Below are 25080 nucleotides of genomic sequence, written 5' to 3'. Positions count from 1 at the left end.
TATAATCAGCCGCTTATATGGCACTTCTATTTATTTTGTCGCCTTACGAGGGACCGTAGTGACGCGCAATTTACGAAAACACCTGGCTATAATATTACTGGCGCTACCACAGGTATCGCAAGCAGGTATCGTTATTGCGCATCCAGACGTAGCTATTAGCAGTATCTCTTCGCAAGGATTGCGCTCAGTTTTTTCTATGCGCTCCTCTCGTTGGCCTGATCAAAAGCCAATACGCGTTTTTGTATTAACAGACAAGCACCCACTTCATCGTTCCTTTGTGAAATCTAATCTCGGTATGTTTCCGTATCAGTTACGGATGATCTGGGATCGTTCTGTTTTCAGTGGTGCTGGTTTTCCTCCTATATTGGTTTCTTCGCCTCAGGAGATGCTGTTACGTGTTCAAAGTACCAAAGGCGCTGTAGGTTATATGGATGACAATAGCTTGCCTTTGTTGAAAGGGGTAAAGATCATTGAAATACAGTAGGTGGTTATTTTTATGGATGTTCTTATTTGTCTCCTGCAATACGTTAGCGCAAGAGGGTTTGTCTGATTGGTATTGGGGGGGGGTTCTAACTCAGGGGCTTTCGCGAACAGATAATAATAACTTTTCCGGCAAGAGTAGCGAGAGAGTAAGTTCTGATTTTCGAGAGTTGGCAGTGCATGCAACATGGCGTGCTACGAGTCAGCTACATCTTGCGGGTCAAGTGATGTCTCGAAAATTTGGGGCAGTGGATAATGGTGAGCTGCAGTTAGATTATTTGCTTGCAGACTTTGGCTTATCTTCTGATGTTTCTCGTGAATATGGCGTACGTATTGGTAGGGTGAAATTACCTTATGGTTTTTATAATGAAACGCGGGATGTAGCTTTTACAAGGCCATCTATCGCCTTACCTCAATCAATATATTTTAATACGACAAGAGAGTTACAACTTTCAGCTGATGGAATGATGCTTTATGGCAATTTTCCCATTGCGGGTATGCGTATAGATATAGATTTTCTTATAGGCCGCCCAAGAGAAAGTGTTAATACTGAATACGGATATTTTCGAGCTGATTTTTCCGGAAAATTTGAAGATGATCTAGGGGTTCTATCACGGGTTTCCCTCGTAGATGGTGCTGATGCCTGGGTCATGGGGGTTACCTTAGGCCAGTTTGACCTAATATATCACCCTGGTCCCATCGGTGAATTGGGGCTTAACGATGGGAAGGTGAGTATTGATGTTGCCATTTTGGGTGGGCAGTATAATACCGAAAGCTTATCCTTTACTGCGGAATATATGCTTTTAAGCGTAGATAGAAGTGATTTAGGCGGGGCTTTTGAGAAAAATGGAAAAAGTACCTCGGAGTCTTATTATTTACAAGCAGAGTATCGCTTCGCAAAAAATTGGGATTTTATGCTGCGTTATGATGTGTTTTTTCTTAATAAAAATGATCGGAACGGTTTTAAGGCTGAACAGCGTTCTAGTCGGCCAGCTTATTCTCAATGGACAAAAGATTATACGTTAGGTATTGGGTGGCAGGCCTCACCTAATATGAGCTTCCGTGCTGAATGGCATAGTATTAAGGGGGCCGGCTGGTTGGCAATACAGGATAACTTGGATGCTAGCAAGCTTGAAAAAGACTGGAACCTTTACCTTTTGCAGGCAGCTTATCGTTTTTAAGAAAGGAGTTAAGCAAGGATGATTCTGCGACCTGCTTTTGTAAGCCTGCGTTGGAAAATACTCGTTCCGTTAGCATTTTTAGTTATTGTAATTAATGTGCTGCTTTATGGTTATATTAATCAACAGCTACTACACCAACATGAAGCAACGCGTAGTGAGTCTCATGCCGCAAACCTTAAAGCACTGAATGGCTCATTGACCACGTCCTACCACAAGTTATTAGAAGTCGCGCAAACGATTACAGCGCTAACCCAAACGTCTGGCTCAGATCAAAATCAATATGTTCAGATAGTATTTGATTATGATTTTGCGCAATTAGAAGCTCAAGGGGTATTGGATAGCGCTGTATTGTTTAGCCCAAAGGGTGAGTTAATCATGACATGGGGAGTAGTTCATTCCTCTTTTGATACTATAGTAGAAAAAGCGATTGCTCAGGAATACCCAGTTCGGGATTTGATTTGTCGAGAGCAGTGCTCGCACTATATAGCGATACCGTTGTTAAGTAATGGCAGTGTCAGTGGTGTTCTTGTCGTTGGGCGAGTGATACAAGGAACGGTTTTAGATTTTAAGCAGTTAACCGGTGTAGATATCGGTATTGCTAAAAAGATTAAAGAAAGTGAGCCTGCAGTGACCAATTGGCCATTACTTTTTACTCAAATGACGCAAAAAAACCAAAATATCCAGTTGTTAAATTTATTAAGCCAGACTGAGCCTAAATTTGTTCTTGATACTTTGTATTCGGTACGTGCGTTTGGCCATAGTTATGATGTTTTTTTTACCGTGCCTAGTAGCATTCAATCCGATGAAACCGTATGGGTACTTATAGCCGATAAAACACAAAATGTAGATCGATTACAAAAAGTCCAATTTAAGTATAAAGCAGGAATGATTGTTGCCAGTACAATTCTTATTTTGATAATAGGAATGTTAGTTGAGTGTGTTGTTAAGCGGTTAAGATTTATCTTGAAACAAGCACCTTCAAGGTCTTTGATACATCCTCAGAACGTACTTGCTAAGTCTGCTTTTTCTGATGAGATCGACAAAATACGCCAGCTATGTATGGTAAGAAATGAGGAGCGGGTTTCTTTGAGTAATCAAGAGCTACAAGTGATACCTCCTTCTAAAGCTAGTGTCTCTGCCCAGGTTTATGAAAAAGATACCGTCGCTAATTTGATGGGGAACGCTAATAGTATTGTGTTAACTCAGTGCCTGAATGGGCGAGTGTTGACTATGAATGAGCTTGCCAAGCAGTTATTCGGTGAGCTTAAAGACCGCCCGGAGCATATTTTCTCTGATCATTTCTTGGTTGGAAGTCATAACAGAACGGCGTTAGATGGTATTAATAAGCTTTACATAGGGCGTGAAAACTTAGTTTGTTTTGAAGCTAGATGCACAGATATTAAAGGAGAAACGTGCCATTTATACTGGATTCATACGAATATGGAAAGTAACGTGGATCACCCCGTCATTCTTTCTATTGGTATTGATATCACTTCGAATAAAAAAGCTGAAGAGCGACTGGCCTGGCTAGCCTTTCATGATCCGGTAACTGAAGTGGCTAATAAACATCTTTTCTTACAGTTGCTGCCTGAAATGATGGCAAGCAATTTGGAAAATGGAAGCTCATTAGCTGTAATGTGTTGTGAAGTGAAAAAATCCACTGATAGTCATCTATTGATGGACCCTGCAGATGGCAATGTGACGTTGTTCTCTGTCGTTTCAGAGCGTGTTTCTAGTTGCCTGCGCGGCGATGATCTGGTGGCTCGTTTTAGTGATGATCTGTTTATGATCGTTCTTAACAACATTAAAACTAAAGGCAATGCTGGGAGTGTTGCTGAGAAACTCATAACCGCTTTTGAGGAGCCCTTCTTCATTAACGGTTGCTATTTCAAAGTGAGTATTAATATTGGTATTAGCACCTTTCCAAACCAGTCTAGCGATGTGGCTGGGTTGGTCCAAAGTGCAGAGATGTCAATGTATTTATCAAAAGAAGAAGGTATAAATAACTTTGAATACTCTGTAGAAGAGGCTTCATTAGCACAACACTAGCGTGTGCCTGTGCGAAGGGGTATCCGAAATACTTCGTTTGAAGTTAAAGTCAAAGAGTTAGTTAAGAAAAGGGAGTAAATCGACTCCCATTTGCTGCCTGAAACCTAAGCAGGCTTTTACCTAAGCGCTATTAGTTTTGGCCGAAAACACTTGCTCTTTTATTGAGATAGTCGAACTCTTCGCCTTTCTCTTCTGCTTCAAAGCGAAGTTCATCAAGGCGTTGGAAGTTCTCAATCTCATGGTCCGGCATGTTGTGAAGACAACTTCCTCCGAAGTACCACAGCAAATCACGAGCGATCAAGTGTGCTATCTCAGGATACATCCTAAAGGCGCGTTCAAGGGCTGCTTCACCGTTGGTGTATACCTCTTCAGAACCCTCTTCAAAGTCTTTAACGAGTTGCTGAAAATCCAGTATGAACTGTTCATCTTCTTTAGAGATGTTTTCTAGCGTGAATGGCTCTTGCTTAATAAAGTTGTTATAAGCAATCTTCAAGAAGTTAAGGTGATGAAATTGATACGCTGTCATTCGTGTCTCCGGTAAATTCAGAGGGGCATTGTAGCGGGAGAGAGGTTAAGCAGCTAGAGGTAGTATTTCGCTATCTTATATAGCTAGTTAGGCTAAAGAGAATTTAGCGAGTTATTCATGTTGGTTATTGCTGAGATGTTCTGACTGAAATTAATGGGTTTGTAATCTTTATTCGCTAAACAGCTGCAGAGCTTGCTACCTTGATTGAGGTTTCATCATAAAAAGTAGGGATTTCAATATATAATATTGTTTTTTTAGTAGGGCGCTATAGGGGTAAGAGATAGCTGCTTTGCCGTTGGGATAACTCTGTTGCGTTTTTCAAACTGCTGTTTTTACCTGATATAATATCAGATATGCTGAAAGTATCTTATTTACCCTCCCGTGCTGATTTAATAACTAGGATTATGAAAAATGACAATAGCGCTATCAATTAAAGATTTGCGTAAAGTCTATGGTAATGGCTTTGAAGCTCTTAAAGGAATTTCATTTGATGTTCAACAAGGTGATTTTTTTGCATTGCTTGGACCAAATGGCGCAGGTAAGTCAACAACGTTGGGTATCGTTTCGTCTTTAGTCAATAAAACCAGTGGGCAGGTTGAAATTTTTGGGTTTGATCTTGAGAAAGATAAAGCAGCAGCCAAGCGTAGTCTAGGTGTGGTTCCGCAAGAATTTAATTTTAATATGTTTGAAAAAGTTGGCGATATTGTACGTACTCAAGCAGGGTATTATGGTATTCCAGTTGATCTTGCAAAACAACGAGCTGAATTTTATCTAAAGAAGCTTGGTTTATGGGATAAACGCGATAGTCGCGCTCAGATGCTTTCTGGTGGCATGAAGAGACGCTTGATGATTGCTCGTGCGCTTGTACATGAACCTAAGTTGCTAATTTTGGATGAACCTACCGCAGGTGTTGATATTGAGTTGCGCCGTTCCATGTGGGCATTTTTGCAGGAAATAAACGAGGCTGGTACGACCATTATTTTAACAACGCATTATTTGGAAGAGGCGGAAAGCTTGTGCCGAAATATTGCCATTATTGATCATGGATCAATTGTTCATAATACGTCTATCAAATCGCTTCTTCAGCAGTTGAATACAGAAACCTTTATTTTAGACGTACAGCCTGATCAGGCAGAAAACGTTGTGATTGACGGCTACTTAGCTCGTCTTGAAGACCCGCATACACTGGTTGTTCAGGTCAACAAGGGGCAAGGTTTGAACGGTTTATTTGCTCAGCTAAAAAGCCAAAATATCGAGGTGACGAGTATGCGTAATAAATCGAACCGTCTGGAAGAGTTATTTGTTTCCATGGTTGAAAAAAATCTGGAGAAGAAAGGCGTATGAGTCATCAAGAGTTATGGATTGCTTTTAGTACTATTGTTAGAAAAGAGATTAGGCGTTTTACACGTATATGGGCACAGACGTTGCTTCCTCCAGCTATCACAATGACTTTATATTTTATTATCTTTGGGAACTTGATTGGTAGTCGAATCGGTGAAATGGGAGGTTTCAACTATATGGAGTTTATCGTTCCCGGACTAATTATGATGTCGGTTATAACTAACTCATATGGGAATGTCGTTTCTTCATTTTTCAGTACTAAGTTTCAGAGAAACATTGAAGAGTTATTAGTGTCGCCTACTCCTAATTGGGTGATCTTATCGGGTTATGTATTAGGCGGGGTTTCGCGAGGCCTTGCTGTTGGCTTTATTGTTACGTTGCTGTCCCTGTTTTTCACCAAGTTACAGGTCCATAGCTTGGGTGTGACTATAGCAACGGTGCTAATGACATCTATTTTGTTTTCATTGGGGGGCTTTATCAATGCGGTTTTTGCTAACTCATTTGATGATATCTCAATTATTCCTACTTTCATATTAACGCCGCTAACTTATTTGGGAGGGGTGTTTTATTCTATACAGTTATTGCCAGAGTTTTGGCAGGGCGTTTCTCAGTTAAACCCTATTCTCTATATGGTTAATACATTCCGTTATGGGATCCTAGGGGTTAGTGATATTAATGTGGGGTTCGCGTTTGCCGTCATAGTTCTATTTAATGTAGTGCTGTTTTTAGTGGCATTAAAATTGTTGAATATGGGTAAGGGGATTCGTCAATAATGAGTGAGCAAGATGTTCTTGACCAGTCGCCGTTAGGTAGTGGTACTGTTTATATTAACGAATATACGCCAGACCTTTTGTTTCCCATTCAGCGTGATTTGAACTGGAAAAATCGCGGAATTGAGAGGGCTTCGTTGCCCTTTGTAGGTGAAGATATATGGAACGGTTATGAAGTTTCTTGGTTGAATCTCAAAGGGAAGCCTGTTGTTAGGATCGCGAGCTTTTTTATTCCGGCAAACTCTCAAAGTATCGTTGAATCAAAATCATTCAAGTTGTATTTGAACTCTTTCAATTTAAGTCGATTTGATAGTGATGACAGTGTTATAAATCAGATGCAGAAGGATTTATCAGCATCTGCTGGAGGGTCTGTAAGGGTGGAGTTATATCATCCCGATCAAATGCCAGATTTAAGCCGTTTTGAAGGAGAGTGTCTGGATGAGTTGGATATTACGGTTGATGATTACCAGCCGGCGCCCCATTTGCTGAGCGTTGGTAAAAACAAGGTAACACAAGCGCTGTATAGTCATCTGCTTAAGTCAAATTGTCCTGTAACAGGGCAACCGGACTGGGCATCTATTCAAGTGCAATATACGGGTTTAGAAATTGATCGGGAAGGACTACTGAAGTACTTTATTTCTTATCGTGAGCACGGTGATTTTCATGAGCAATGCGTTGAAAATATCTTTATGGATATTTGGCAGCGTTGTCAGCCTGAGTCGTTAACGGTTTACGCTAGGTATGTGCGTCGTGGTGGGTTAGACATTAATCCTGTGCGTAGTAGTGAGCCTGTTAAACCTCTCAACCTTAGATTAAGTCGTCAATAAGGAACGAATATGGACGCTATTGAACTGTTGCATAACCGAGTATCTGCGCCGGTATTGTTTGAACCTGCTCCTTCTAAGGAGCAGTTAAATGTGATGTTTAATGCAGCACTAAGAGCACCGGACCATGCTGGGCTTCAGCCATGGCGATTTCTGGTAATTGAAGGCGATGCTAGAAATGATTTAGGTGAACTTTTTGTAAAAGCTATACGTACTAAAGGAAATGCTCTTGCAGAGGACAAAGCGGCTAAGCTTCAAAAAAAGCCAATGCGTGCTCCAATGATTGTAGTGGCGATAGCTAATATACAGCAGCATCTTAAAGTTCCTGAAGTTGAGCAGGTGATAACGGCCGGATGCGCTACTCATAGCTTGATATTAGCAGCTTACGCTCAGGGTTTAGGTGCTATGTGGAGAACCGGTGAGATGGCTTTTGACCCTGTTGTAAAAGCGGGGTTGGGGTTGCAGGCTCATGAGCAAGTTATTGGCTTTCTTTATCTTGGGACAGCAAAAAGAATGCGTGAAGTTAGCCAAAATAATGTAGAGCATGTTTTCTCTACTTGGAGTGGGAAAAGCTAATGCCTACCCAGCATTCAGAAGGATTTCTAGAATGGCTTAAAACGCAAATACCGTTGTTAAACCATATGGGATTAGGCCAGCTTACGTATGACGGTAAGCAGCTAGTGTTACCGGCTGAGTTAGCGCCAAATGTTAATGATAAAGGAACGGGCTTTGGTGGATCGTTAGCCACATTGGCAACGATTTCTGGGTGGTGCTTAACAACCTTATTGTTGAAAGAACAAGCATTGGATTGTGATGTCATGATTCGTGACTGTGAAATGCGTTACCTTGCCCCCGTCACAGGTGATTTTCATGCACAAGTAGATACTCCTTCTGCACTTGAACTTGATAGCTTCCTTTCACGTTTAAAGGAAAAAGGGCGTGCCCGTTTAGCACTTGACGTGTTTATTATTCAGGATGGGGTTACAGCGTTAAGCATGAAAGGTAACTATGTTGCCGTTATTCGTGACTAGCAGGTGGCTATTGATCACCTAGTTTTCTAACAAAGGTGATCAATAGGTACATTAATTCTTATATCGAACAGGAAAAAATTAAAGACGCTTGGCACTTAAAATCAATATGGGCTCAACAGGTACGTTACGGTAACGTGAGCGTGTGGTTGTTTTTACTTTTCCTATCTTGTCTATCACTTCTACTCCCTGACTCACTTCACCAAAAACTGTATATCCCGCACGATTTCCAACCTGATTAAGGTTGAGGTTATCGACTAAATTGATAAAAAATTGGTTGGTTGCACTGTTAGGGTCTTGAGTTCTCGCCATTGCAATCGTGCCGCGTTTATTACTTAACCCGTTTGATGATTCATTCTTTATTGGTGCATGGTTTGGCTTTTTTTTCAGGTCCTTGGTGAACCCCCCTCCTTGAATCATAAATCCGCTGATAACTCTATGAAACTGCGTATCAACATATAAGCCTTCATCAATATAGCGCAAGAAATTTTCTACCGTCACAGGAGCTTCGTTCGAGAATAGTTCGATCGTAATGCTGCCAGCGGTTGTTTCAAGTACAACCTTAGGGTTGGTCGATGTGTTTTGAGCGTATGAAAAGTGGCTGAATAGAAAGATAAAAGTAATTAATAGTAACTTATTGAGCTGAGTGAGCATGGCGTCAATTTGTCCTTTCAGATATGAATAAAAAAGCCAGTTTAAAATAAATGAGTGGTGTCGAATAGTGAAGATGCGATCTAAGTCACTATAAAGTCTAATCTGTTTTATGTGTTTTGAATATTGTTGACTAAACTATTGATAAGAATTGTGAAAGCACGACTTATGTATTAAACAAAGGTCTGGTATAGGGAGCATTTTTAGATGGATTTCTCCTACATCTTGGTTATTAGAGCATTTGCGCCTTTGTGTGATTTTTACAATCTTAACTAAAATAACAATGCGAGTTGAGGCTTCCTACTATGAGTGCATTAAAGCTCAAACATAAAATGCTATTGCTAACGATTATCCCACTGGTAGTGGCTATTCTTGTCGTCATGTTAGTAGTAAAAGTGAAATTAGAAGAAATGGGTGTGCATGAGGTTGCTGCTATTCGTTCAACCATGATGGATTCAAAGCAAGAAACAGCTAAAGCCTATATGGATATGGCGTATACAGCGGTTAAATCAATTACTGATAAAGCTTCTGGAGCAGATGATGTTGAGGCCAAGAATAAAGTAGCAGAAATACTTAGATCAATCACTTATGGGGAGAAAAATGATGGCTATGTATTTGTTTATGACTATTCAGGGACCGCTATTGCTATGAGGCCAAAGCCCTCTTTAGAAGGTAAGAATCTAATGGGCCTTAAAGATCCAAATGGTATTTATATTATTAAAGAGCTAATTGATAAGGCTAAACAAGGTGGTGGCTATGTTACTTATTTCTGGAGTAAGCCTTCGAAAAATATGGATGTAGAAAAACTGAGTTATGCATTAGGCATCTCAAAATTTGGTTGGATGCTAGGAACAGGCTTTTATATCGATGATATCGATGATGCAGTCGCTGCGGCTCAGCAGGGTATTGATTCTAATATGGCGAAAACTCAAGTATTTATTGCTGGAACAGGTATCGTGTTACTCATTTTCTTCGTGTTCGTTGCTTTGTATATCGCAGGCAAGGTAACTCAGCCGCTACGCGATACTGCAGAAGCGCTGACAGACATTAGCCAAGGTGAGGGAGATTTAACTCGTCGCTTGAAAGTTATGTCCGAGGATGAAGTGGGACAAGTATCGCAGGGCTTCAATGACTTTGCAGATAAAATTCAAGGCTTGGTGATTGATTTAAAAGGTGGAATAGCGGACCTTTCAAAATCGACAGTGCAAATGAATAATGTCGTTACTAAAACACATACTGATGTTCAAAAGCAGAGACATGAAACGGCACAAGCCGCTGCTGCAGTGCACGAAATGGCCGCTGCTGCACAAGAAGTGGCTGGAAATGCTGTTGGCGCAGCGTCTGCGGCGCAAGAAGCGGATAATGAAACACTGAGCGGGCAAAAAATAGTTGAAGACACTATCGTTGCTATTCAGGCTTTATCAGATGATGTGAATAAAGCATCGGATGTTATTGGGCAGCTAGATGTTGATGCCGATAAAATCGGCACTGTTGTGAATGTTATTAAAGAGATTGCAGGCCAAACTAATCTACTTGCGTTAAATGCCGCTATTGAGGCTGCTCGTGCAGGTGAGTATGGGCGTGGTTTCTCTGTTGTAGCTGATGAAGTTCGAACATTAGCAAACCGAACTCAACAGAGTACACAAGAGATTCAAAGCATGATTGAACGTTTGCAGACAGGAGCAAGAGAAGCTGTTGGCGTGATGGATACCAGTAAAGCTCAAAGTATTGCAACAGTAGAAAGAGCAGCACAAGCCAGCGGGTCGTTAAGTGTTATAACGGGTTCTGTCAGCACTATCACACAGATGAATACGCAGATAGCTAGTGCTGCTGAGGAGCAGACGGCAGTCGCAGATGAAATCAGCCAGAATGTCCAACAAGTGGCCGATATAGCAGAGCATTCAGCTAGTAATGCTGATGCCTTGTCAGCAACAACCAAAGAGATGTCTGCACTGGAGCAGCGCTTAATGAGAATAGTAAATCAGTTTAAAGTATAAGTTTTACTTAAGAAAGACGATGCCGGTAGTGTGATTTCACGTTACCGGTTTTTTATGTCAATATAAGTCATCGATAGCTACAGACAAGGAATAATGAAATGATGCGCTGGGATAAACTGCTAACAGTAAAGCGTTATGGTCATGAGTCTATAGCTTCGCCAGAGGTAGGGCGTAGTCACTTCCATAAAGACCACGATCGTGTGGTGTTCTCCAGTGCGTTTAGACGGTTAGGACGTAAAACCCAAGTACACCCGTTAGTATTAAACGACCACATTCATACACGCTTAACTCATTCGATTGAAGTCGGAAGTGTTGGTCGTACACTAGGTATCAGAGTCGGTGAGTTACTAACATCTAGCTTGCCTGAATGGGTGAGCTCTCACGATATTGGAATGATTGTTCAGTCTGCATGTTTGGCCCATGATATTGGTAACCCACCTTTTGGTCATGCAGGTGAGTATGCCATTAGAGACTGGTTTAAACAGTCAAAAGGAGCCGAGTTTTTACAACCCTTATCATCGATAGAATGCCTTGACCTTGAAACCTTTGAGGGAAATGCTCAAGGGTTTAGAGTGGTTACCTGTATAGAGAATCATCTTTATGATGGTGGGTTGCGTTTAACTTACCCTACGCTAGGTACTTTACTTAAATACCCTTGGACAGCTGAACATGCAACAGGAAAAGGGAAATTCAGCTGCTACCTAACTGAAAGCGAAACACTTAATAAACTAGGTAATGAGTTAGGCCTAGTGTCTTTAGGAAAAAATCGTTGGTGTCGTCATCCACTTGCTTATTTAATGGAAGCTGCTGATGATATTTGTTATGCAATATTAGATTTAGAAGATGCTATTGAGCTTAACATTCTGACTTTCGATGCGATTAAGCCTATCTTATTACAGTTGTGTGGTGATTTAGAATTTGAGGATGGGATATTTTATAGCCAGGCATCTGCACGGCGTAAGGTATCAGCATTACGTGGAAAGGCCATGGAAAATATGGTTAATTCTGCTGTTGATGCTTTTATGAATAATTATGCACAAATTATGGCAGGCCAGTATCAAGGAGAGCTATTACTTGATGGTGATGTGGGTGTAAAAGAAGGGCTAAGTGCAGCTAAAGCGTTAGCAAAAAATAAAGTGTTTCCTGACACAAGAAAAACTGAGCTTGAAGTAGGTGCTTATAGTTGCTTAGGGATTCTACTAGATGCTTTTTGCCATGCTGTTTATGAGCAGTACCAGAAAGGAAGTGCGGAGAACTTAAGCTACCGAAGTGAAAAAATTATGAGTTTAATGGGGATTCATGCTCCGGATCCAAGTTGGTCGTTGTATCATGCTTATATTAGGGCACTGGATTTTATCAGTGGAATGACTGACAACTACGCTGCTTATTTGGCTAGACAAATAGGTGGTTTATCCCGTTAGGATCAAAAATATGGCCTCATTACAAAATCAACTAAGTCGATTGGTTTACTCAACGGAAGCCGGCGATGTTTGCCCAGATTGCAGAAAATCTAAAGATGCGTGCTGTTGCCAAGAAAATACCGATAATGATCGCATTTCTTCTTTAGATGGTATTGTTCGTATTAGGCGCGAAACATCAGGGCGAAAAGGAAAAGGTGTAACAACTGTATCAGGTGTTCCGCTAGTTGATGCTGAGTTGAAAAAGCTCACGAAGCGTCTCAAGCAACATTGCGGAACAGGTGGGGCGTTGAAGGACGGTATTATCGAAATTCAGGGTGACCACCGAGAGAGCATAAAGTCTTTACTTGAACAGCTGAATTACACAGTGAAACTTGCCGGAGGTTAAATGCCTAAGAAAAAATGCAGGCGCTGTCAGCAAATAAGAATGGTAGCTATCTTACTAAGTATGATAGCTATTTTACTCCTTATGATGATGGGTAAGTCACAAGCTGAAATCTATAAATACACAGATGACAGTGGCAAACGCGTTTATGTTGGTAGCCTTAGTCAGGTTCCTCAAAAATATAAAACCCAAATACAACTCCAGACGCCTTCTGATGAAGTTAATAATACAGGCCGCTTCTCAGAAAAAAACAAGAAAGTGTCTGCTTCAATAAAAGTGCGTTCAGAAATTCGTAGACTTGAAAGAATGCTAGCGCAGATGGAAACACCAGTGAAAATACAGAAGAATCAGGTATTGATACCTGTTTCTGTGACGTATCACGGTAAGGAGGCCAAGGTTCATATGCTGATGGACACAGGGGCCAGTGGCACCGTATTTCATCGTGATGCATTAGCGCGCCTTGATGCAATGAGTGAAGCAGCCGGTTATGCTCGTGTTGCTGGAGGGGGAGTTATTAAAGTTAGTAGTATAGAGTTTGATCGAATAAAAGTCGGGCCTTTCAAAGCAAAAAATATCCGCTCTTTTGTCATTGATAATAAGTCGCCCGGAGGTAAATTTGACGGTCTATTAGGAATGGACTTTCTAATGAATGTTAAATATGAAGTAGATTTTGATAGGAAAGTTATTATATGGGACCCCATTCGTTACAAGGCAATGGAAGTGCTGCTAAAAGAAGCACAGTCCACGCCTTGAATTTTTCTTCTTTGGCTTAGAGTGAATTCTCTGCTAGTTTCAAATCAAGTGTGGCCTTGAGCAATTTGAAGAGACGAATGGCGGCATCGATCTCATCTTTACGGTTAGTTAGACTCTCAATATTTAATCCTAAGGGAATGCCTAAAGGGATGCATGCCTCAATAATCTGTTCTAAGTTACTGCGACAGATCCGAATAGACTCTGCTAACGGGTTATGAGCATCCAGAATGCGGTAACTAGTTGCCTCTGGTACGGATATACCGAGCCACTCCATAAACTCTAATGTTTTAGCGCTACCGCAAGGTGTAAACGTCAGAATCACTCGCTGAGGTGAAATGCCTTTTTCTTTGCATTCACGAGCATAGCGGCTCAACATATCAACCGTTGCTTGTGGGTTGTAGACAGCCTGCGACACAAAAAATGAACACCCCTGAGCGCTTTTTTTCAATAGTCTCTGGTGCTCATCACCTTTTTTAGCATGTCTTTCTGCAATAGTGACGCCGCCAAGATTATAGTCTAACTGGTGTTCTTGGAGGGCGTCATACGCATCATTCAGTGATAGTTGGACTTTACCTTCTGAAGATGGGCTGCCCACCATGACAATATCGCGTATTCCGTAGTCGTTCCATGCCTCTTCTAACCATTGCTCAAAATCGTGTCGGTCTCGTTGAGAAACGCTTTTATAGGTAATAACAGGGTGTTGCGACTTTTCACGAATCAGCCGCGAGTAATCTCGGGGGTCATGTGTTTGCATAAAAGGAAATGGGCGGGGTTTATCAATTCGACTACTTTCATCTTGTATGTCATAGACAATAACACCATCAAAGTCGATAGCAGAAAGGCGCCCCAGTAGTTTGTCGGCGATATCGCTAACTTGATCAGAGGGTGTGTTGCCCCTAGGTGGTGTTGTACCAATAAAGTAAACACCACGCTGTGGATCTGAGAAACGGTCTTTCAATGATGGGTTCATAAGTGCCTAGCGCGTGAGAATCGTTAATATGAAGCTAGTTTAACAGTGAATAGGATTCATGTGTTTGTATGAATAGATGAAATTTTTTCGATATAAGTTGAGATAATTTAATGGAGGATAGATGATGGCTTATATGCACAAAGTAGGAATAGCGAATAATGGATGTAACCAAACCAACTTTTGACTTTGCAGAAGTCAGTCGACAAATTGATACAGCGTCGGGAAAGGGAGCGCCACCAGTGGATAAATGGCATCCAGATTTTTGTGGCGATATAGATATACGCATATTACGCGATGGCCAGTGGTTGTATAACGGTTCGCCCATTGGTCGTCCTGCAATGGTTAAATTATTTGCGACAGTATTATGGAAAGAAAATGAGGCCTATTTTCTTAAAACACCCGTCGAAAAAATAGGCATTCAAGTTGATGATGTTCCTTTTCACTTTATTCATGTAGAGACGGTCGCTCATGCGCTTGGTGAGGCGTTATGCTTTATCAGTCTTACAGGAGATAGAGTTATAGCCAGTGCAGGTAACCCTATTCGAGTGGAGACAGACCCTATAACTGGAGAGCCGTCTCCGTATCTCTATGTTAGATTTGGTATGGAGGGCCTGATCAGTCGTTCAGTTTTTTACACTCTCGTGGAAAAGGCTCATGAGGAGCTATGTGAGGGTGTTACACAGATTGTGGTTAATAGCGCAGGGGAGACTTACGTTTTAGGCAATGCTGAGTAATTTTCGTGCCCTAAGCTAAGGCCTTAAAAGATCAGTTTCCTATCGGACTTTAGCGAGTAAGCTATCTAGCTGATTAGCAAATGTTCTACGATCCTGTTCATTAAATGACTTCGGCCCACCTGTTTCAACGCCGGTGTTACGCAATGTGTCCATAAAGTCACGCATAGAAAGCAGCTGTCGAATATTCTCGAGTGTATAGAGCTCTCCTCGTGGGTTTAAGGCTATACCTTTACCCTCAACTACTTCGGCAGCCAAGGGGATATCGGCGGTAATAACTAAATCGCCAGCCGATAGCTTTTGCACAATGTAATTATCGGCCACATCAAAGCCTGCAGGTACACGAATAGCATTAATTAATGGTGAGGGTGGGGTGCTAATGAGTTGGTTCGCCACCAATGTCATTGTTGTACTAGTGCGTTCTGCAGCTCTAAATAGAATATCTTTAATGACGCGTGGGCAGGCGTCTGCATCAACCCAAATGTGCATAATTACTCCGTTAATTTAATTATTATCAGGAACCATCATTCCTTTTTGAACAGCCTCTAATGTTAGCATTCTTTCCATCCAGCTCTTCACATTAGGGTAATCTTTCAGAGTGATTTTTTGCCATTCATAACGTGCTGCCCACGGGTAAATTGCGAAATCAGCGATGCTCAGTTGGTCGACGACATACTCCCTATTAGCTAAGCGTTTATCGAGTACGCGCCATAATCTTTGTGCTTCGCTGTTGTAACGCTCTAGAGCATAAGGCACTTCTTTTGGGGCAAAGCGATTAAAGTGATGCGCTTGGCCAAGAAAGGGGCCAAAGCCGCCCATTTGCCACATCAACCACTCCATCATCTCATATCTTTTGATGAGTTCTGTAGGGATGAATTTTCCCGATTTCTCACCTAGGTAAAGCAGGATGGCTCCCGTCTCGAAAAGTGATATGGGTTCGCCGTTTGGGCCTTCTGAATCAACAATGGCAGGAATCTTATTGTTGGGGCTGATTTTAATAAAATCGGGTAAGAACTGTTCATCTTTTAATATATTAACAGTGAAAGCCTGATATTTTGCACCGATGGCTTCAAGCATAATAGACACTTTTCTGCCGTTAGGTGTTCCCCATGTATACAGGTCGATCATTCTGATTGGCCTTGTTGGCTGTAGTGTTTATATACGTTGAGTAGCTCATCTTCAGTAAAGGTCACAATAATCAATTGTTGCCCTGGTGTAATCAAGTCTGGGTTTTGCCCTAGTAGGCCTTGCTGAAAATTATAGATGTGAGTAGTCGCTACTTTCTCATGAAGTAATTTGCCAAGAAAAGAACTCTTCTTATTTGTTAGGGTCTCGTCTGCTTCTTCTGGAATAGTCGCTTGAATGAGAGTTTTGTTATCCGATAATGTTATCCCTTTTGCAAACGTTTCTGTTAATCCGTCTTGCATGATGCCCCAAATACCTTGTTCGTCTTTTTGGTTAACTGCATGTATATAAAATACTTTTTTACCGTTGCTATCTGATTGGTCCAAAAGCTCTTTTAATTTAACCTGAGTGCCAATGGATGCAGCATCCGTTATAGATGTGGGTTGCTCTTTGTCTGTCAGCGTATTATTTTTTGGGTTGAACACGGGAATGCTAACACCAAAGGTCTGTACCGTTTTATTGTTACTGATGTCGCCATTTTTTCCAACTAAAAGGCGAGCGTCTGCTGTGTCTGGTAACTTTATTAATTGGTCTTCGGTGACAAAATGGCTGGCTGTTGATGCGTCGATAGATTTTTCAGAATGATCAGTAATTTTTTTAATGTGAGTGAGTGCTTGAGAGCGTTCTTTGTTACTGACGGTTTTGCTTGGTTTGGCATTTTGTGCTGATTGTGTCTCAGTATTTAAGGTGCTATCGGTCGTACTGGGTACTGTAGGAGGTAAATAGAAATAGCCTGCTATGATGAGACCTAAAAGAACTAAAATTAGTACTATACGAGTCATTTTTCCTATTCCTCATAGATGTAAAAATCCATTGTATTACATGACTCTAAATCAGTTTCGATCTTGAATAAAGAGTGGAAACACAGAATAGTTATTTTAGCTGTATTGTTGATGAAACCTTAATAAGGTAAATATATAACATAAGTGCATGTATATTTTGCTTAGTAATATACTTTTTATTTGGTAAACGCTTATTTTGAAAAACGTACACACTATTCATCGTTTTTCATCGGGGAAGGGGCATGAGAGTCGACATTGATGAGGTGTTACAGTTTTGGTTTGGCGATCTTGAAAACGGGTTTCCTCTAACAAATAGGGAATCCATTTGGTGGCAAGGTGGTGCGGAGCTTGATAGAGAAATTGATGGACTCTTTGGCGCTAAGGTTAATGCTGCACTACGAGGTGAATTAGATGGCTGGAAAGGCACCCCAAGGGGAAGACTTGCTTTAGTTATTTTACTCGATCAATTTACACGTAATATGTATCGGGGTATGGCTGAAGCTTTTAAAGGAGATCATATTACTAGAGCTATCGTTCTTGAGAGTCTTAGCTGTGGACATGATGATGCATTAGAGTTTGCTGAACGTATGTTTTTCTATATGCCGTTGGAGCATAGCGAATCACTACAAGATCAGGATTTATGCATTAGTCGGTTAGAAAATTTATTGACGGAGGTGCCGCTAAAAGAGCGCCATAGGGTTGATTCTGCCATTGATTTTGCATCACAGCATCGCGATATGATTGTACGTTTTGGCCGTTTCCCACACCGCAACCAAGTATTGGGGCGGGAGTCGACAGCAGAAGAGTTAGCATATTTACACCAGTCTCATAACCGTTGGGGGCAATAAGCATTTTGCACTAGTTATGAAGTAAGAATATCTGCGTTATACTTACCCCCTATTGAATTGCAAAACAGCGGGAACTGAATTGCCAAAAGTGCAGAATATAAAGCTTCATGAAATTGATGCTCATCAACAGAAAAGCCAAAGTGGTGTAATTAAGCCGCTGCTGCTAGCCGTGTGTATTACGGTTTGTCTATTACTGACAGTGCTCACTCTTCAGTTGGCATTAGTATCGTCTCAAGCGCTATTATGGCTTTTTTGGGGGTTATCAGCTGCTTCTTGTGTTTTGGTTTTTTTATTAATAAGATTTTTAAAGAAGTATAAAGAGCTTCAGGTGCGTCTTGATCTTATTAGTAGCGGAAAGGATTTAGTAACAGGCTTACCTGACCCTCATGAGTTTACAATGAGAGTTGATATCGAGTGTCGTCGCAGTGTAAGAGAGTTCACTCCTTTGACATTAATGTATGTCGGCTTTGATATTGAGGAGCTGGAAGAAGATGATGCCGTTAAAGTGGCACAGAATCTTATTCATGCTGTTTGCCGCCCTGGTGATATGGTTGCGAAAGTGGATGTAACGACCTTCGGTCTTATTTTACCTGCCACTAATGAGTTAGTTTTACAGTTAGCTGACCGGTGTTTGAAAGGGCTCCAACAGTTAGACATTAAGCACCCGGTGAGTATCGGTTTATGCACGTTTCAACCAACATCTGATTTAAACAGTGAAGCAGCAACTGCTTGCGTTCAACAGCTATTGATTAATGCCAAGACGCGCGGTGGAAACCAAGTTTGCGCAGATGCAGAACAGCATGTTAATCCTTCAGTAACTTATTCTTACTGAGCTATATGTATTGCTCAGCACCAGATAGTGTTCATGCGCTTCTTGCTCGGCTGATGCTTCAGGCAGAGCAAGGAAATGTTCGTTATCCCTGTTGGTTAACAGGCTCCCCCGAATGGACAGCAGAACAAGCGCTTACATTTATTCAAAGCAATAATTCCCTGTGCTGTATTGTTATCTCATCTCGTGAATGGGAAGGCTTGGTTACTTGCCCTGTTCATCAAGCACATCGTTTATTAGGACAGGAAGTAGATCTACTGATCTATGATGGCTTTAGTGGTATTAATCCTGATACGTTAGGCCAGGTTTCGGGTTTGCTAAAAGGCGGTGGCCTATTTGTTTTTTTGAGTTCACCTCCTGAATCATCTGATTTTTTTGATGATCCCGAGAAACAACGATTACGTGTTGAGCCCTATACAAGTTTACAGGTGGGGAATTACTTTCTTGAGCATATGAAGCGCTGTTTTAATGAAGAGCGTTTCCTCTCACGCTTTGATCAAGTCGATGGTTTATTGTCGCGGTTACCGCCTTCATTATCTCATGTTTCAGCAGATGTGGGGCTGCTTGATCAACATAAGGTTATTGATCAAATTGCTCAGTATTTTGCGCTTTCTGGACAGCAGTGTTGTGTATTAACTGCTGCAAGGGGGAGAGGTAAGTCTGCTGCGTTGGGGATAATAGCGCGCCAGTTGCTAGGCCAAGGCCGTAGTGTGGTTGTGACAGCGCCTTCTGCTGATGCGCTTGATAGCTTATTTGAACATGCCGCGTCTGCTAAGGGCTTTCATCGGGCGCGTTATCAAGTGATTGAAGAAAAGCAGCGAGCGTCTTTAACATTCCAGCAACCCGTGGATGTTATTAGTGCACACAATGAAGCGAATATTTTGTTGGTGGATGAAGCTGCCGGAATTCCCGTGCACTTATTAACTGGCTTTTTAGAGACATATTCAAAAATAATTTTTGCCACGACGACTCAAGGTTATGAAGGAACCGGGCAAGGCTTTGTTCTGCGGTTTTTTCCTATTCTTCAACACCAAGCCAAAGCATTACATTGTTTTACGCTTGAGAAGCCCATTCGTTGGTCTGAGTGCGATCCGTTAGAGCCTTTTATTAACAAGCTCCTGTTTTTGGATGCAGGTTCCCTGAGTAGCAAAATACCAGAAGAAGTAGCAAGACAAAGCCGGCCATTAGTGGAGTATCGATCTATTGATCCCAAATGGCTTGTTGATAATCCAGACCAGCTTCAGGCGTTGTTTGGTTTAATGATCAACGCGCATTATCGGACAACTCCTGGCGACCTAAGAATTATGCTGGATAGTCCTAATTTACAAATCTGGATTGCGGAATCAGCTGAACAAATTGTTGGGGCTTGTCTTGTCGCTGAGGAAGGAGGGCTTGAAGAAGAGCTTATACAACATATATGGGAAGGACGGCGCAGGCCGAGAGGGCACTTGCTTCCCCAGTTATTGGTTGCTCAAGAGGGCTATCTAAACGCAGCTGAGTTCACTATGCTGCGAGTTGTTCGAATTGCTGTATGTGATAAATACCGGCGTAGTAGGATAGCTGCTGGATTATTACATGCAATTGAACGCTCGGTAGAAAATAGCCAATACCATATGATTGGGGCCTCGTTTGCCGTAACAGCCCCACTGCTTGATTTTTGGCATGCTGAGGGGTATCAAGTGACTAGAGTTGGCACTCAGTGTGATCCTGTTAGTGGTTCTTATGCGACTCTTGTGCTTAAGGGGCTGTCAACTGATGCTAATCAGGCGATATGTGCATGGCAAAGTGAGTTTCAAAAACGCTTACTGTATTTGCAGGGTGATTGGCTTCAGACGCTAGATAGCAATATTTTAGCCCGTGTTCAGCGTCCCGTGCTTGTTGAATTTACCCGCTTAGCGCATGAAGAGTGGCATGACTTATCCGGTTTTGCATTTCACTATCGAGCTTATGAAAGCAGTGCTTACATTTTTGCTCGCTTGGCCGAGCAATATCGATATCTTTGGGATATCGATTCAACTGATGAGCAGATTAAATGCTTGATCGAAGAGCGCGTTATTCAGCAAAAAAGTGAACAGCAAATAATTGATCATACCGGTCTACAAAATCGTAAAGTATTACTGAGCTCGCTGCGTTTGGCGGCAGGGTTACTTTATCAGCAAGCTCAGCAAGAAGGCCTGCTTAATGAGTTATTTAGATAGCCATTCATATAGTTATCCATGCTTTTTCAAAATGAAAATTTCTCCTGCAACGGATTGGTTTTTTTCTAAGCGAAGATCGCATATAGCTGAGTGTTCTAGCGAAAAATTACTTTCATTTAATAAAGCGCGAATATAATCAGCGCTGTGCTGGTATCGCCCGGATTGGTCTAGCCGCCAAGACGTTGAGCAAGACTCAATACTAAACGCAAAGATGCCGTTATCTTTTAGTGCATGGTTGGCATGGTTAAAGAGTGAGGTAAGCTCACCTATATAGATCAGCACATCGGCGGCCATAATAAGATCAGTGTTTTTAGTGGCTTGCAGACTACTCAGAACATCATCGTGAACAAGCTGATGATAAAGTTTTTTCTTACCCGCATGCTCAAGCATGGCTTCTGATATATCAACACCTGTGAGTGAAGAGATTGATACTTTAGATGATAAAGCTTTACCGAGTAATCCGGTGCCACAACCAAGGTCAACCACAGATATAGCCGTGGTTGGTAAAAAGTCGCTTAATTGTGTGACTAGCAGATCTGGTAAAGTGTACTGGAGCTGGTTTACTAGGCGGTCTTCGAATTGGTCAGCACAACTGTTAAACAAAGATTTAACATACTCCAGTGGTGCTTGTGTGGAAGGAATACCTTGTAATGCATTGAGTTGGTGATTAAGAGTGGCATGATTAGGGCATTTTTTAAGCATTAACAAATAGAGCGCACGTGCGATGTCAGGATAGTTCTGCTCTAGTGCGTAGTCTCCGAGCGAAATCATGGCATCATCGCTAAGGCTTAACACACTAAGTTGTTCCCCTACTTTATCTATACGGTTATTAATGCCGTTTAATAAAGCCCACTCATTGAGCCAGTCTTGTTCTGTATATTCAGGGCATTGCTCTAATAGCTCCAAGGCTGTAACTGAATCATTCAGGTGTCGTTTAGCTAGCGCTAAACTAATATAAGCCTCTGGAATATTTGGATCGATAGAAATAGCGCTTATCAGGTCTTCCTGCATTTTTGACCAGCGTGAAAGCTGCTCAAAAATATTTGCACGGTTGCAGTAGAAAATAGCTTGTTGTTTAAGGCCTAGCGCTTGATTAATATATTCTAAAGCTTCAATAAATCGCTGCTGGTAGCTCAAGGACAGTGATAAGTTACTAAGCGCTTGTGCCTTGTCGTGATTACTTTTTGCACTTTTCTGGGCAAGTTGTAAGTGCTTTTCTGCAATGTTGAGTTTATGAGTGTTGAGAGCGATGACACCTAGCAGTAAATTTGCTTGATAATGCAGTGGTGCACGCGCAATAATTCTTTTACAAATTATCTGTGCTGACTCGTACTTGCCTTGATTGAGTAACGTCATCGCTTTACTGATAGTTTGGTCGGTCTGTTTCATCGCGCATTATCAAAAGTGAATTTGGGATGCATTTTGTACTCAAAATTAATGGATGGCAACGATACAACTTATGATGTCTTTTCAACCTCAACAGCTTAAAAAGCTGGCAACAATGAAAATGCCCTTCGGGAAATATGCTGGACGAATCTTAGTCGACCTTCCCGAACCTTATATATGTTGGTTTGAAAAGAAAGGGTTTCCATCTGGGGAACTAGGTGACTTGTTACGTACATTATATGAAATTAAGCTCAATGGACTGGAGTATTTATTGCAGCCATTGAAAGAGCCGTCATCAAGGCATGAGGGTTTCTCATCTGAGAAAAAATTATGACGCCTGCGATTAATATTGTAAAAAAAGCAAAGGTTTTTTATAAACTGCATGAATATCAGCATAATCCTTCAAGTAGCTCCTATGGTGAAGAAGCGGCTGAGCTATTGAATCAGGACTCAGCTCAAGTGTTTAAGACTTTGTTGGTAGCAGTAGAAGGGGATCAGAAGAAGCTCGCGGTAGCTGTTGTTCCTGTGAGTGGGCAACTTAATATAAAAGCAATGGCCGCCGCTTTGAAAGTGAAGAAGGTTGTGATGGCTGAGGTTGTGGCTGCTGAACGTATTACGGGTTATATAGCAGGAGGTATCAGCCCACTGGGGCAAAAAAGAGTGCTACCGACGGTGATTGATGAGTCGGCAAATAGTTATGAAAGTATATTTATGAGTGCTGGAAGAAGAGGCCTAGAGATTGAGATGTCAGCAGGCGATCTTGCCATCCTGACATCTGCTAGGTTTGCTAATATCAGTCGTTAAAATTAACTGGCTTGACGAGACTTGATTAAATCAGCTTGGGCTTGAACGGCGGCAATAGCTGCTGGTTTATATTCCGCTGCTTCGATGTTATGTCTATGAAGAAGTTTATAAAAGTCGGTTCTATTTCGTTGAGCAATACGAGCCGCGTGTGTCACATTACCTTCAGTAACTTGCATTAACTTAATTAAGTAGCGCTTTTCAAAATCAGCCCGAGCTTCGTTGAAAGATGGTATGACAAGGTCTTGATTAGACAGAGCATTTGCAACTAGGCCCTCTGATATGACTGGGCTCGCACTTAGAGCAACCACTTTTTCCATAACATTTTGAAGCTGCCTTACATTACCAGGCCAAGCTGCTTGGGCCAATAAATGTAGGGCTCCTGGTGAAATATTTCGTACTTTACGGTTGTGTTGGTGTGTTGCTTTAGCAAGAAAGTGTCTTGCTAATACAGGAATATCTTCTGGTCGGTCTCTTAAAGGCGGTAGCTCGATGTTAACGACATTCAAGCGGTAGTATAAATCCTCTCGAAAATCTTCACTCTGCATCGCTTGATCCAAGTTACGATGAGTTGCGGAGATAATACGCACATCAATTTTGATATTATCGACTGACCCTACTGGGCGAATAACTCTTTCTTGTAATACCCTGAGTAGTTTTACCTGCAACGGCTGTGGCATATCACCTATTTCATCAAGAAAAAGCGTGCCGCCATCAGCTGCTTGGAAGAGGCCTTGGTGGTTTGAAATAGCACCAGTAAAGGAGCCTTTTGTATGTCCAAAAAGCTCAGATTCAAGTAATTGTTCAGGTAAGGCACCACAGTTTATTGCTATAAACTTATTATTGGCTCGCTGGCTCGCTTGGTGGATAGCCCGGGCCATTAATTCTTTTCCGCTACCACTGGGGCCTGTGATAAGGACGCTCACATCAGATTCGGCAACTCGGTGTGCTTGGTCTAGTAGCTGAAGCATGACTGGGCTTTTGGTGATTATATCATCGCGCCATTTGGTATTTCGGCGCCGCTCAGCCGAAACAAGTGCCGCTTTTACTGTATCGAGTAACTGTGTCTTATCGATAGGTTTAGTTAAAAAGCCAAACACACCTTGTTGAGTTGCCGCTACCGCTTCTGGAATAGAACCGTGGGCAGTAATGATAATGACAGGTAGTCCAGGCCAGTTTTGTTGCACATGCTTAAAAAGGTCAAGACCATTCATTTCATCCATGCATAGGTCAGTCAGAACTAAATCTATACGTTCAGTAGGCAATAGACGCAATGCTTCTTCGCCGCTTGAGGCTGAAAGCACCTGATAACCCGATGCTTCTAGGCGCATGGTTAGTAGAGATAGCACACCATTGTCGTCATCGACTAAAAGGACTCGTGAAAGTTGCGTCATGATTTAAGGTTCCTCACGTTGACGGGTAATGGCTTGTTCAATCTGAGTGAGAGCATCAATTTGCTGCTGTTGCTTTTCTATAGTGAGCTTTGCAGTGTTTAACCGAGCAGTAATAAAGTCTTTCTCTTCAAGTGCGGCTAAGTTTGCCTGAACCTGCCTGAACCTTAGATAAAGATAACGGTCTGCAGTGCAAGATTTATTAGGTAGTAGTGGGATTTGTGCGAACAGGGGAAGTGACTGTTCTAATGTTGCTTTATTCCTTGTAATGCTGAGTATATTTGCTTGTCGTTCAAGAGAGTCTTTAGATGCATCTAAAATTAATTTCTGTTGTGCCGTATTCGCTGTGATGAATTGGTGTTCATCTTCCAAAAACTGGTTTAGCGCGGTTTCTGGTAAAAAACAGTTAGGTTGAGGTGCTTGGGTTGGCTGAGCAAGTTTAGTCAATGGATGACAGCCACCTAAAAAAAGTAGAGAAAATGTTAATAAAAAGTGCTTAGTCATATAGGTAACTTGTTCAAAACGATAATGAAATTATACGGGTTTTAAAGGTAGT

Annotated in this window: 27 protein-coding genes; 18 read left to right on the top strand and 9 right to left on the bottom strand. The window is 41.7% G+C overall.

Annotated elements, in window-relative coordinates; translation table 11 throughout:
- The first annotated feature begins 58 nt into the window (after positions 1 to 58).
- The 3 genes from NEJAP_RS13505 to NEJAP_RS13495 are packed head-to-tail and all read left to right on the top strand — an operon-like array spanning position 59 to position 3710.
- Positions 59 to 484 carry a hypothetical protein gene (locus NEJAP_RS13505; protein ID WP_201347737.1) on the top strand — a complete coding sequence of 142 codons (426 nt, stop codon included), beginning with the start codon at positions 59 to 61 and terminating at the stop codon, positions 482 to 484.
- A complete protein-coding gene (locus NEJAP_RS13500; protein ID WP_201347736.1) occupies positions 471 to 1661 on the top strand; it encodes a TonB-dependent receptor in 1191 nt (396 codons plus the stop codon). Before NEJAP_RS13505 ends, NEJAP_RS13500 begins: the two co-directional genes overlap by 14 nt.
- An 18-nt stretch (positions 1662 to 1679) precedes the next feature.
- The gene (locus NEJAP_RS13495) at positions 1680 to 3710 is read left to right on the top strand and encodes a diguanylate cyclase domain-containing protein (RefSeq protein ID WP_201347735.1); all 2031 of its coding nucleotides are present in this window, start codon (positions 1680 to 1682) and stop codon (positions 3708 to 3710) included.
- 130 nt (positions 3711 to 3840) lie between these two features.
- Here the strand turns inward: NEJAP_RS13495 and NEJAP_RS13490 are convergent, their stop codons facing one another.
- Positions 3841 to 4236, bottom strand: coding sequence for a PA2817 family protein (locus NEJAP_RS13490; protein ID WP_201347734.1), 396 nt, complete (start codon positions 4234 to 4236; stop codon positions 3841 to 3843).
- A 411-nt stretch (positions 4237 to 4647) separates the two neighbouring features.
- Here NEJAP_RS13490 and NEJAP_RS13485 point away from each other — a divergent pair, with 411 nt between their 5' ends.
- From NEJAP_RS13485 to NEJAP_RS13465, 5 genes are read left to right on the top strand one after another with little or no spacing between them, the layout of a single operon-like run.
- Entirely contained in the window at positions 4648 to 5580 is a 933-nt protein-coding gene (locus tag NEJAP_RS13485; RefSeq protein WP_201347733.1) for an ABC transporter ATP-binding protein, read from the top strand.
- A complete protein-coding gene (locus NEJAP_RS13480; protein ID WP_201347732.1) occupies positions 5577 to 6350 on the top strand; it encodes an ABC transporter permease in 774 nt (257 codons plus the stop codon). Before NEJAP_RS13485 ends, NEJAP_RS13480 begins: the two co-directional genes overlap by 4 nt.
- Positions 6350 to 7174, top strand: a complete 825-nt coding sequence (gene queF / locus NEJAP_RS13475; RefSeq protein WP_201347731.1) for an NADPH-dependent 7-cyano-7-deazaguanine reductase QueF — start codon at positions 6350 to 6352, stop codon at positions 7172 to 7174. Before NEJAP_RS13480 ends, queF begins: the two co-directional genes overlap by 1 nt.
- Before the next feature lie 9 nt (positions 7175 to 7183).
- Complete coding sequence (locus NEJAP_RS13470) at positions 7184 to 7747, top strand: nitroreductase family protein (RefSeq protein WP_201347730.1); 564 nt, start codon at positions 7184 to 7186, stop codon at positions 7745 to 7747.
- Positions 7747 to 8202: a YiiD C-terminal domain-containing protein gene (locus tag NEJAP_RS13465; protein WP_201347729.1), complete on the top strand. Its 456-nt coding sequence runs from the start codon at positions 7747 to 7749 to the stop codon at positions 8200 to 8202. The genes NEJAP_RS13470 and NEJAP_RS13465 overlap by 1 nt, the downstream gene beginning before the upstream one ends.
- 78 nt (positions 8203 to 8280) lie before the next feature.
- On the opposite strand, the gene NEJAP_RS13460 is transcribed toward NEJAP_RS13465, so the two are convergent.
- The gene (locus NEJAP_RS13460) at positions 8281 to 8853 is read right to left on the bottom strand and encodes a peptidylprolyl isomerase (RefSeq protein ID WP_201347728.1); all 573 of its coding nucleotides are present in this window, start codon (positions 8851 to 8853) and stop codon (positions 8281 to 8283) included.
- A 302-nt stretch (positions 8854 to 9155) separates the two neighbouring features.
- Between NEJAP_RS13460 and NEJAP_RS13455 the strand changes: the two genes are divergently transcribed.
- The 4 genes from NEJAP_RS13455 to NEJAP_RS13440 all read left to right on the top strand — a co-directional run bounded on the left by NEJAP_RS13455 (position 9156) and on the right by NEJAP_RS13440 (position 13403).
- On the top strand, positions 9156 to 10847 hold the full coding sequence (locus tag NEJAP_RS13455; protein ID WP_201347727.1) for a methyl-accepting chemotaxis protein: 1692 nt from the start codon (positions 9156 to 9158) through the stop codon (positions 10845 to 10847).
- Between the two features lie 98 nt (positions 10848 to 10945).
- Positions 10946 to 12268, top strand: a complete 1323-nt coding sequence (locus NEJAP_RS13450) for a deoxyguanosinetriphosphate triphosphohydrolase (protein WP_201347726.1) — start codon at positions 10946 to 10948, stop codon at positions 12266 to 12268.
- Between the two features lie 10 nt (positions 12269 to 12278).
- Positions 12279 to 12653 (top strand): translation initiation factor Sui1, encoded by a 375-nt coding sequence (locus NEJAP_RS13445; protein ID WP_201347725.1) that lies wholly within the window; start codon positions 12279 to 12281, stop codon positions 12651 to 12653.
- The gene (locus NEJAP_RS13440; protein WP_201347724.1) at positions 12654 to 13403 is read left to right on the top strand and encodes a retropepsin-like aspartic protease family protein; all 750 of its coding nucleotides are present in this window, start codon (positions 12654 to 12656) and stop codon (positions 13401 to 13403) included. It begins immediately after the preceding gene.
- Positions 13404 to 13419: 16 nt separating this feature from the next.
- Here NEJAP_RS13440 and NEJAP_RS13435 read toward each other — a convergent pair whose 3' ends face one another.
- The gene (locus tag NEJAP_RS13435; RefSeq protein WP_201347723.1) at positions 13420 to 14373 is read right to left on the bottom strand and encodes a hypothetical protein; all 954 of its coding nucleotides are present in this window, start codon (positions 14371 to 14373) and stop codon (positions 13420 to 13422) included.
- Positions 14374 to 14531: 158 nt separating this feature from the next.
- Here NEJAP_RS13435 and NEJAP_RS13430 point away from each other — a divergent pair, with 158 nt between their 5' ends.
- Complete coding sequence (locus tag NEJAP_RS13430) at positions 14532 to 15107, top strand: DUF1285 domain-containing protein (RefSeq protein ID WP_201347722.1); 576 nt, start codon at positions 14532 to 14534, stop codon at positions 15105 to 15107.
- 39 nt (positions 15108 to 15146) lie between these two features.
- Here NEJAP_RS13430 and NEJAP_RS13425 read toward each other — a convergent pair whose 3' ends face one another.
- Genes NEJAP_RS13425 through NEJAP_RS13415 form a run of 3 tightly spaced genes read right to left on the bottom strand, consistent with a single transcriptional unit; the run spans position 15147 to position 17071 of the window.
- Positions 15147 to 15593, bottom strand: coding sequence for a YaiI/YqxD family protein (locus NEJAP_RS13425; protein WP_201347721.1), 447 nt, complete (start codon positions 15591 to 15593; stop codon positions 15147 to 15149).
- Positions 15594 to 15608: 15 nt separating this feature from the next.
- Positions 15609 to 16232: a glutathione binding-like protein gene (locus NEJAP_RS13420; RefSeq protein WP_201347720.1), complete on the bottom strand. Its 624-nt coding sequence runs from the start codon at positions 16230 to 16232 to the stop codon at positions 15609 to 15611.
- Positions 16229 to 17071 (bottom strand): hypothetical protein, encoded by an 843-nt coding sequence (locus tag NEJAP_RS13415; RefSeq protein WP_201347719.1) that lies wholly within the window; start codon positions 17069 to 17071, stop codon positions 16229 to 16231. The genes NEJAP_RS13420 and NEJAP_RS13415 overlap by 4 nt, the downstream gene beginning before the upstream one ends.
- Before the next feature lie 242 nt (positions 17072 to 17313).
- Between NEJAP_RS13415 and NEJAP_RS13410 the strand changes: the two genes are divergently transcribed.
- From NEJAP_RS13410 to NEJAP_RS13400, 3 genes are all read left to right on the top strand, one after another.
- Positions 17314 to 17919, top strand: coding sequence for a DUF924 family protein (locus NEJAP_RS13410; protein ID WP_201347718.1), 606 nt, complete (start codon positions 17314 to 17316; stop codon positions 17917 to 17919).
- A gap of 88 nt (positions 17920 to 18007) precedes the next feature.
- Complete coding sequence (locus NEJAP_RS13405) at positions 18008 to 18751, top strand: GGDEF domain-containing protein (protein WP_236591144.1); 744 nt, start codon at positions 18008 to 18010, stop codon at positions 18749 to 18751.
- Between the two features lie 5 nt (positions 18752 to 18756).
- Positions 18757 to 20946, top strand: a complete 2190-nt coding sequence (locus NEJAP_RS13400; protein ID WP_201347716.1) for a tRNA(Met) cytidine acetyltransferase TmcA — start codon at positions 18757 to 18759, stop codon at positions 20944 to 20946.
- 12 nt (positions 20947 to 20958) lie between these two features.
- Here NEJAP_RS13400 and NEJAP_RS13395 read toward each other — a convergent pair whose 3' ends face one another.
- The gene (locus tag NEJAP_RS13395) at positions 20959 to 22335 is read right to left on the bottom strand and encodes a methyltransferase domain-containing protein (RefSeq protein WP_201347715.1); all 1377 of its coding nucleotides are present in this window, start codon (positions 22333 to 22335) and stop codon (positions 20959 to 20961) included.
- Positions 22336 to 22405: 70 nt separating this feature from the next.
- On the opposite strand from NEJAP_RS13395, the gene NEJAP_RS13390 reads away from it, so the two are divergent.
- Entirely contained in the window at positions 22406 to 22666 is a 261-nt protein-coding gene (locus NEJAP_RS13390; protein WP_329610906.1) for a DUF3820 family protein, read from the top strand.
- Entirely contained in the window at positions 22663 to 23136 is a 474-nt protein-coding gene (gene ybaK, locus NEJAP_RS13385; RefSeq protein ID WP_201347714.1) for a Cys-tRNA(Pro) deacylase, read from the top strand. The genes NEJAP_RS13390 and ybaK overlap by 4 nt, the downstream gene beginning before the upstream one ends.
- A gap of 2 nt (positions 23137 to 23138) precedes the next feature.
- Here ybaK and NEJAP_RS13380 read toward each other — a convergent pair whose 3' ends face one another.
- Together NEJAP_RS13380 and NEJAP_RS13375 are read right to left on the bottom strand one after the other, a co-directional pair.
- A complete protein-coding gene (locus tag NEJAP_RS13380; RefSeq protein WP_329610905.1) occupies positions 23139 to 24527 on the bottom strand; it encodes a sigma 54-interacting transcriptional regulator in 1389 nt (462 codons plus the stop codon).
- 3 nt (positions 24528 to 24530) lie between these two features.
- The gene (locus tag NEJAP_RS13375) at positions 24531 to 25028 is read right to left on the bottom strand and encodes a hypothetical protein (protein WP_201347713.1); all 498 of its coding nucleotides are present in this window, start codon (positions 25026 to 25028) and stop codon (positions 24531 to 24533) included.
- Positions 25029 to 25080: the final 52 nt, after the last annotated feature.

Source organism: Neptunomonas japonica JAMM 1380 (assembly GCF_016592555.1).
In the GTDB taxonomy this organism is placed as follows: Bacteria; Pseudomonadota; Gammaproteobacteria; order Pseudomonadales; family Balneatricaceae; genus Neptunomonas; species Neptunomonas japonica_A.
Note: the sequence above shows the minus strand (reverse complement) of the source record. Positions and strands in the feature narration are given on the sequence as shown.

Excerpts from the sequence above, each read along its gene's own strand:
- NEJAP_RS13420 (WP_201347720.1), bottom strand. The coding sequence starts at position 16,232 with ATGATCGACCTGTATACATGGGGAACACCTAACGGCAGAAAAGTGTCT.
- NEJAP_RS13380 (WP_329610905.1), bottom strand. The coding sequence starts at position 24,527 with ATGACGCAACTTTCACGAGTCCTTTTAGTCGATGACGACAATGGTGTG.
- NEJAP_RS13495 (WP_201347735.1), top strand. The coding sequence starts at position 1,680 with ATGATTCTGCGACCTGCTTTTGTAAGCCTGCGTTGGAAAATACTCGTT.
- NEJAP_RS13435 (WP_201347723.1), bottom strand. The coding sequence starts at position 14,373 with ATGAACCCATCATTGAAAGACCGTTTCTCAGATCCACAGCGTGGTGTT.
- NEJAP_RS13485 (WP_201347733.1), top strand. The coding sequence starts at position 4,648 with ATGACAATAGCGCTATCAATTAAAGATTTGCGTAAAGTCTATGGTAAT.
- NEJAP_RS13470 (WP_201347730.1), top strand. The coding sequence starts at position 7,184 with ATGGACGCTATTGAACTGTTGCATAACCGAGTATCTGCGCCGGTATTG.
- ybaK (WP_201347714.1), top strand. The coding sequence starts at position 22,663 with ATGACGCCTGCGATTAATATTGTAAAAAAAGCAAAGGTTTTTTATAAA.
- NEJAP_RS13465 (WP_201347729.1), top strand. The coding sequence starts at position 7,747 with ATGCCTACCCAGCATTCAGAAGGATTTCTAGAATGGCTTAAAACGCAA.
- NEJAP_RS13440 (WP_201347724.1), top strand. The coding sequence starts at position 12,654 with ATGCCTAAGAAAAAATGCAGGCGCTGTCAGCAAATAAGAATGGTAGCT.
- NEJAP_RS13390 (WP_329610906.1), top strand. The coding sequence starts at position 22,406 with ATGATGTCTTTTCAACCTCAACAGCTTAAAAAGCTGGCAACAATGAAA.
- NEJAP_RS13450 (WP_201347726.1), top strand. The coding sequence starts at position 10,946 with ATGATGCGCTGGGATAAACTGCTAACAGTAAAGCGTTATGGTCATGAG.
- NEJAP_RS13430 (WP_201347722.1), top strand. The coding sequence starts at position 14,532 with ATGGATGTAACCAAACCAACTTTTGACTTTGCAGAAGTCAGTCGACAA.
- NEJAP_RS13375 (WP_201347713.1), bottom strand. The coding sequence starts at position 25,028 with ATGACTAAGCACTTTTTATTAACATTTTCTCTACTTTTTTTAGGTGGC.
- NEJAP_RS13460 (WP_201347728.1), bottom strand. The coding sequence starts at position 8,853 with ATGCTCACTCAGCTCAATAAGTTACTATTAATTACTTTTATCTTTCTA.
- NEJAP_RS13480 (WP_201347732.1), top strand. The coding sequence starts at position 5,577 with ATGAGTCATCAAGAGTTATGGATTGCTTTTAGTACTATTGTTAGAAAA.
- NEJAP_RS13445 (WP_201347725.1), top strand. The coding sequence starts at position 12,279 with ATGGCCTCATTACAAAATCAACTAAGTCGATTGGTTTACTCAACGGAA.
- NEJAP_RS13410 (WP_201347718.1), top strand. The coding sequence starts at position 17,314 with ATGAGAGTCGACATTGATGAGGTGTTACAGTTTTGGTTTGGCGATCTT.
- NEJAP_RS13400 (WP_201347716.1), top strand. The coding sequence starts at position 18,757 with ATGTATTGCTCAGCACCAGATAGTGTTCATGCGCTTCTTGCTCGGCTG.
- queF (WP_201347731.1), top strand. The coding sequence starts at position 6,350 with ATGAGTGAGCAAGATGTTCTTGACCAGTCGCCGTTAGGTAGTGGTACT.
- NEJAP_RS13455 (WP_201347727.1), top strand. The coding sequence starts at position 9,156 with ATGAGTGCATTAAAGCTCAAACATAAAATGCTATTGCTAACGATTATC.
- NEJAP_RS13490 (WP_201347734.1), bottom strand. The coding sequence starts at position 4,236 with ATGACAGCGTATCAATTTCATCACCTTAACTTCTTGAAGATTGCTTAT.
- NEJAP_RS13395 (WP_201347715.1), bottom strand. The coding sequence starts at position 22,335 with ATGAAACAGACCGACCAAACTATCAGTAAAGCGATGACGTTACTCAAT.
- NEJAP_RS13425 (WP_201347721.1), bottom strand. The coding sequence starts at position 15,593 with ATGCACATTTGGGTTGATGCAGACGCCTGCCCACGCGTCATTAAAGAT.
- NEJAP_RS13415 (WP_201347719.1), bottom strand. The coding sequence starts at position 17,071 with ATGACTCGTATAGTACTAATTTTAGTTCTTTTAGGTCTCATCATAGCA.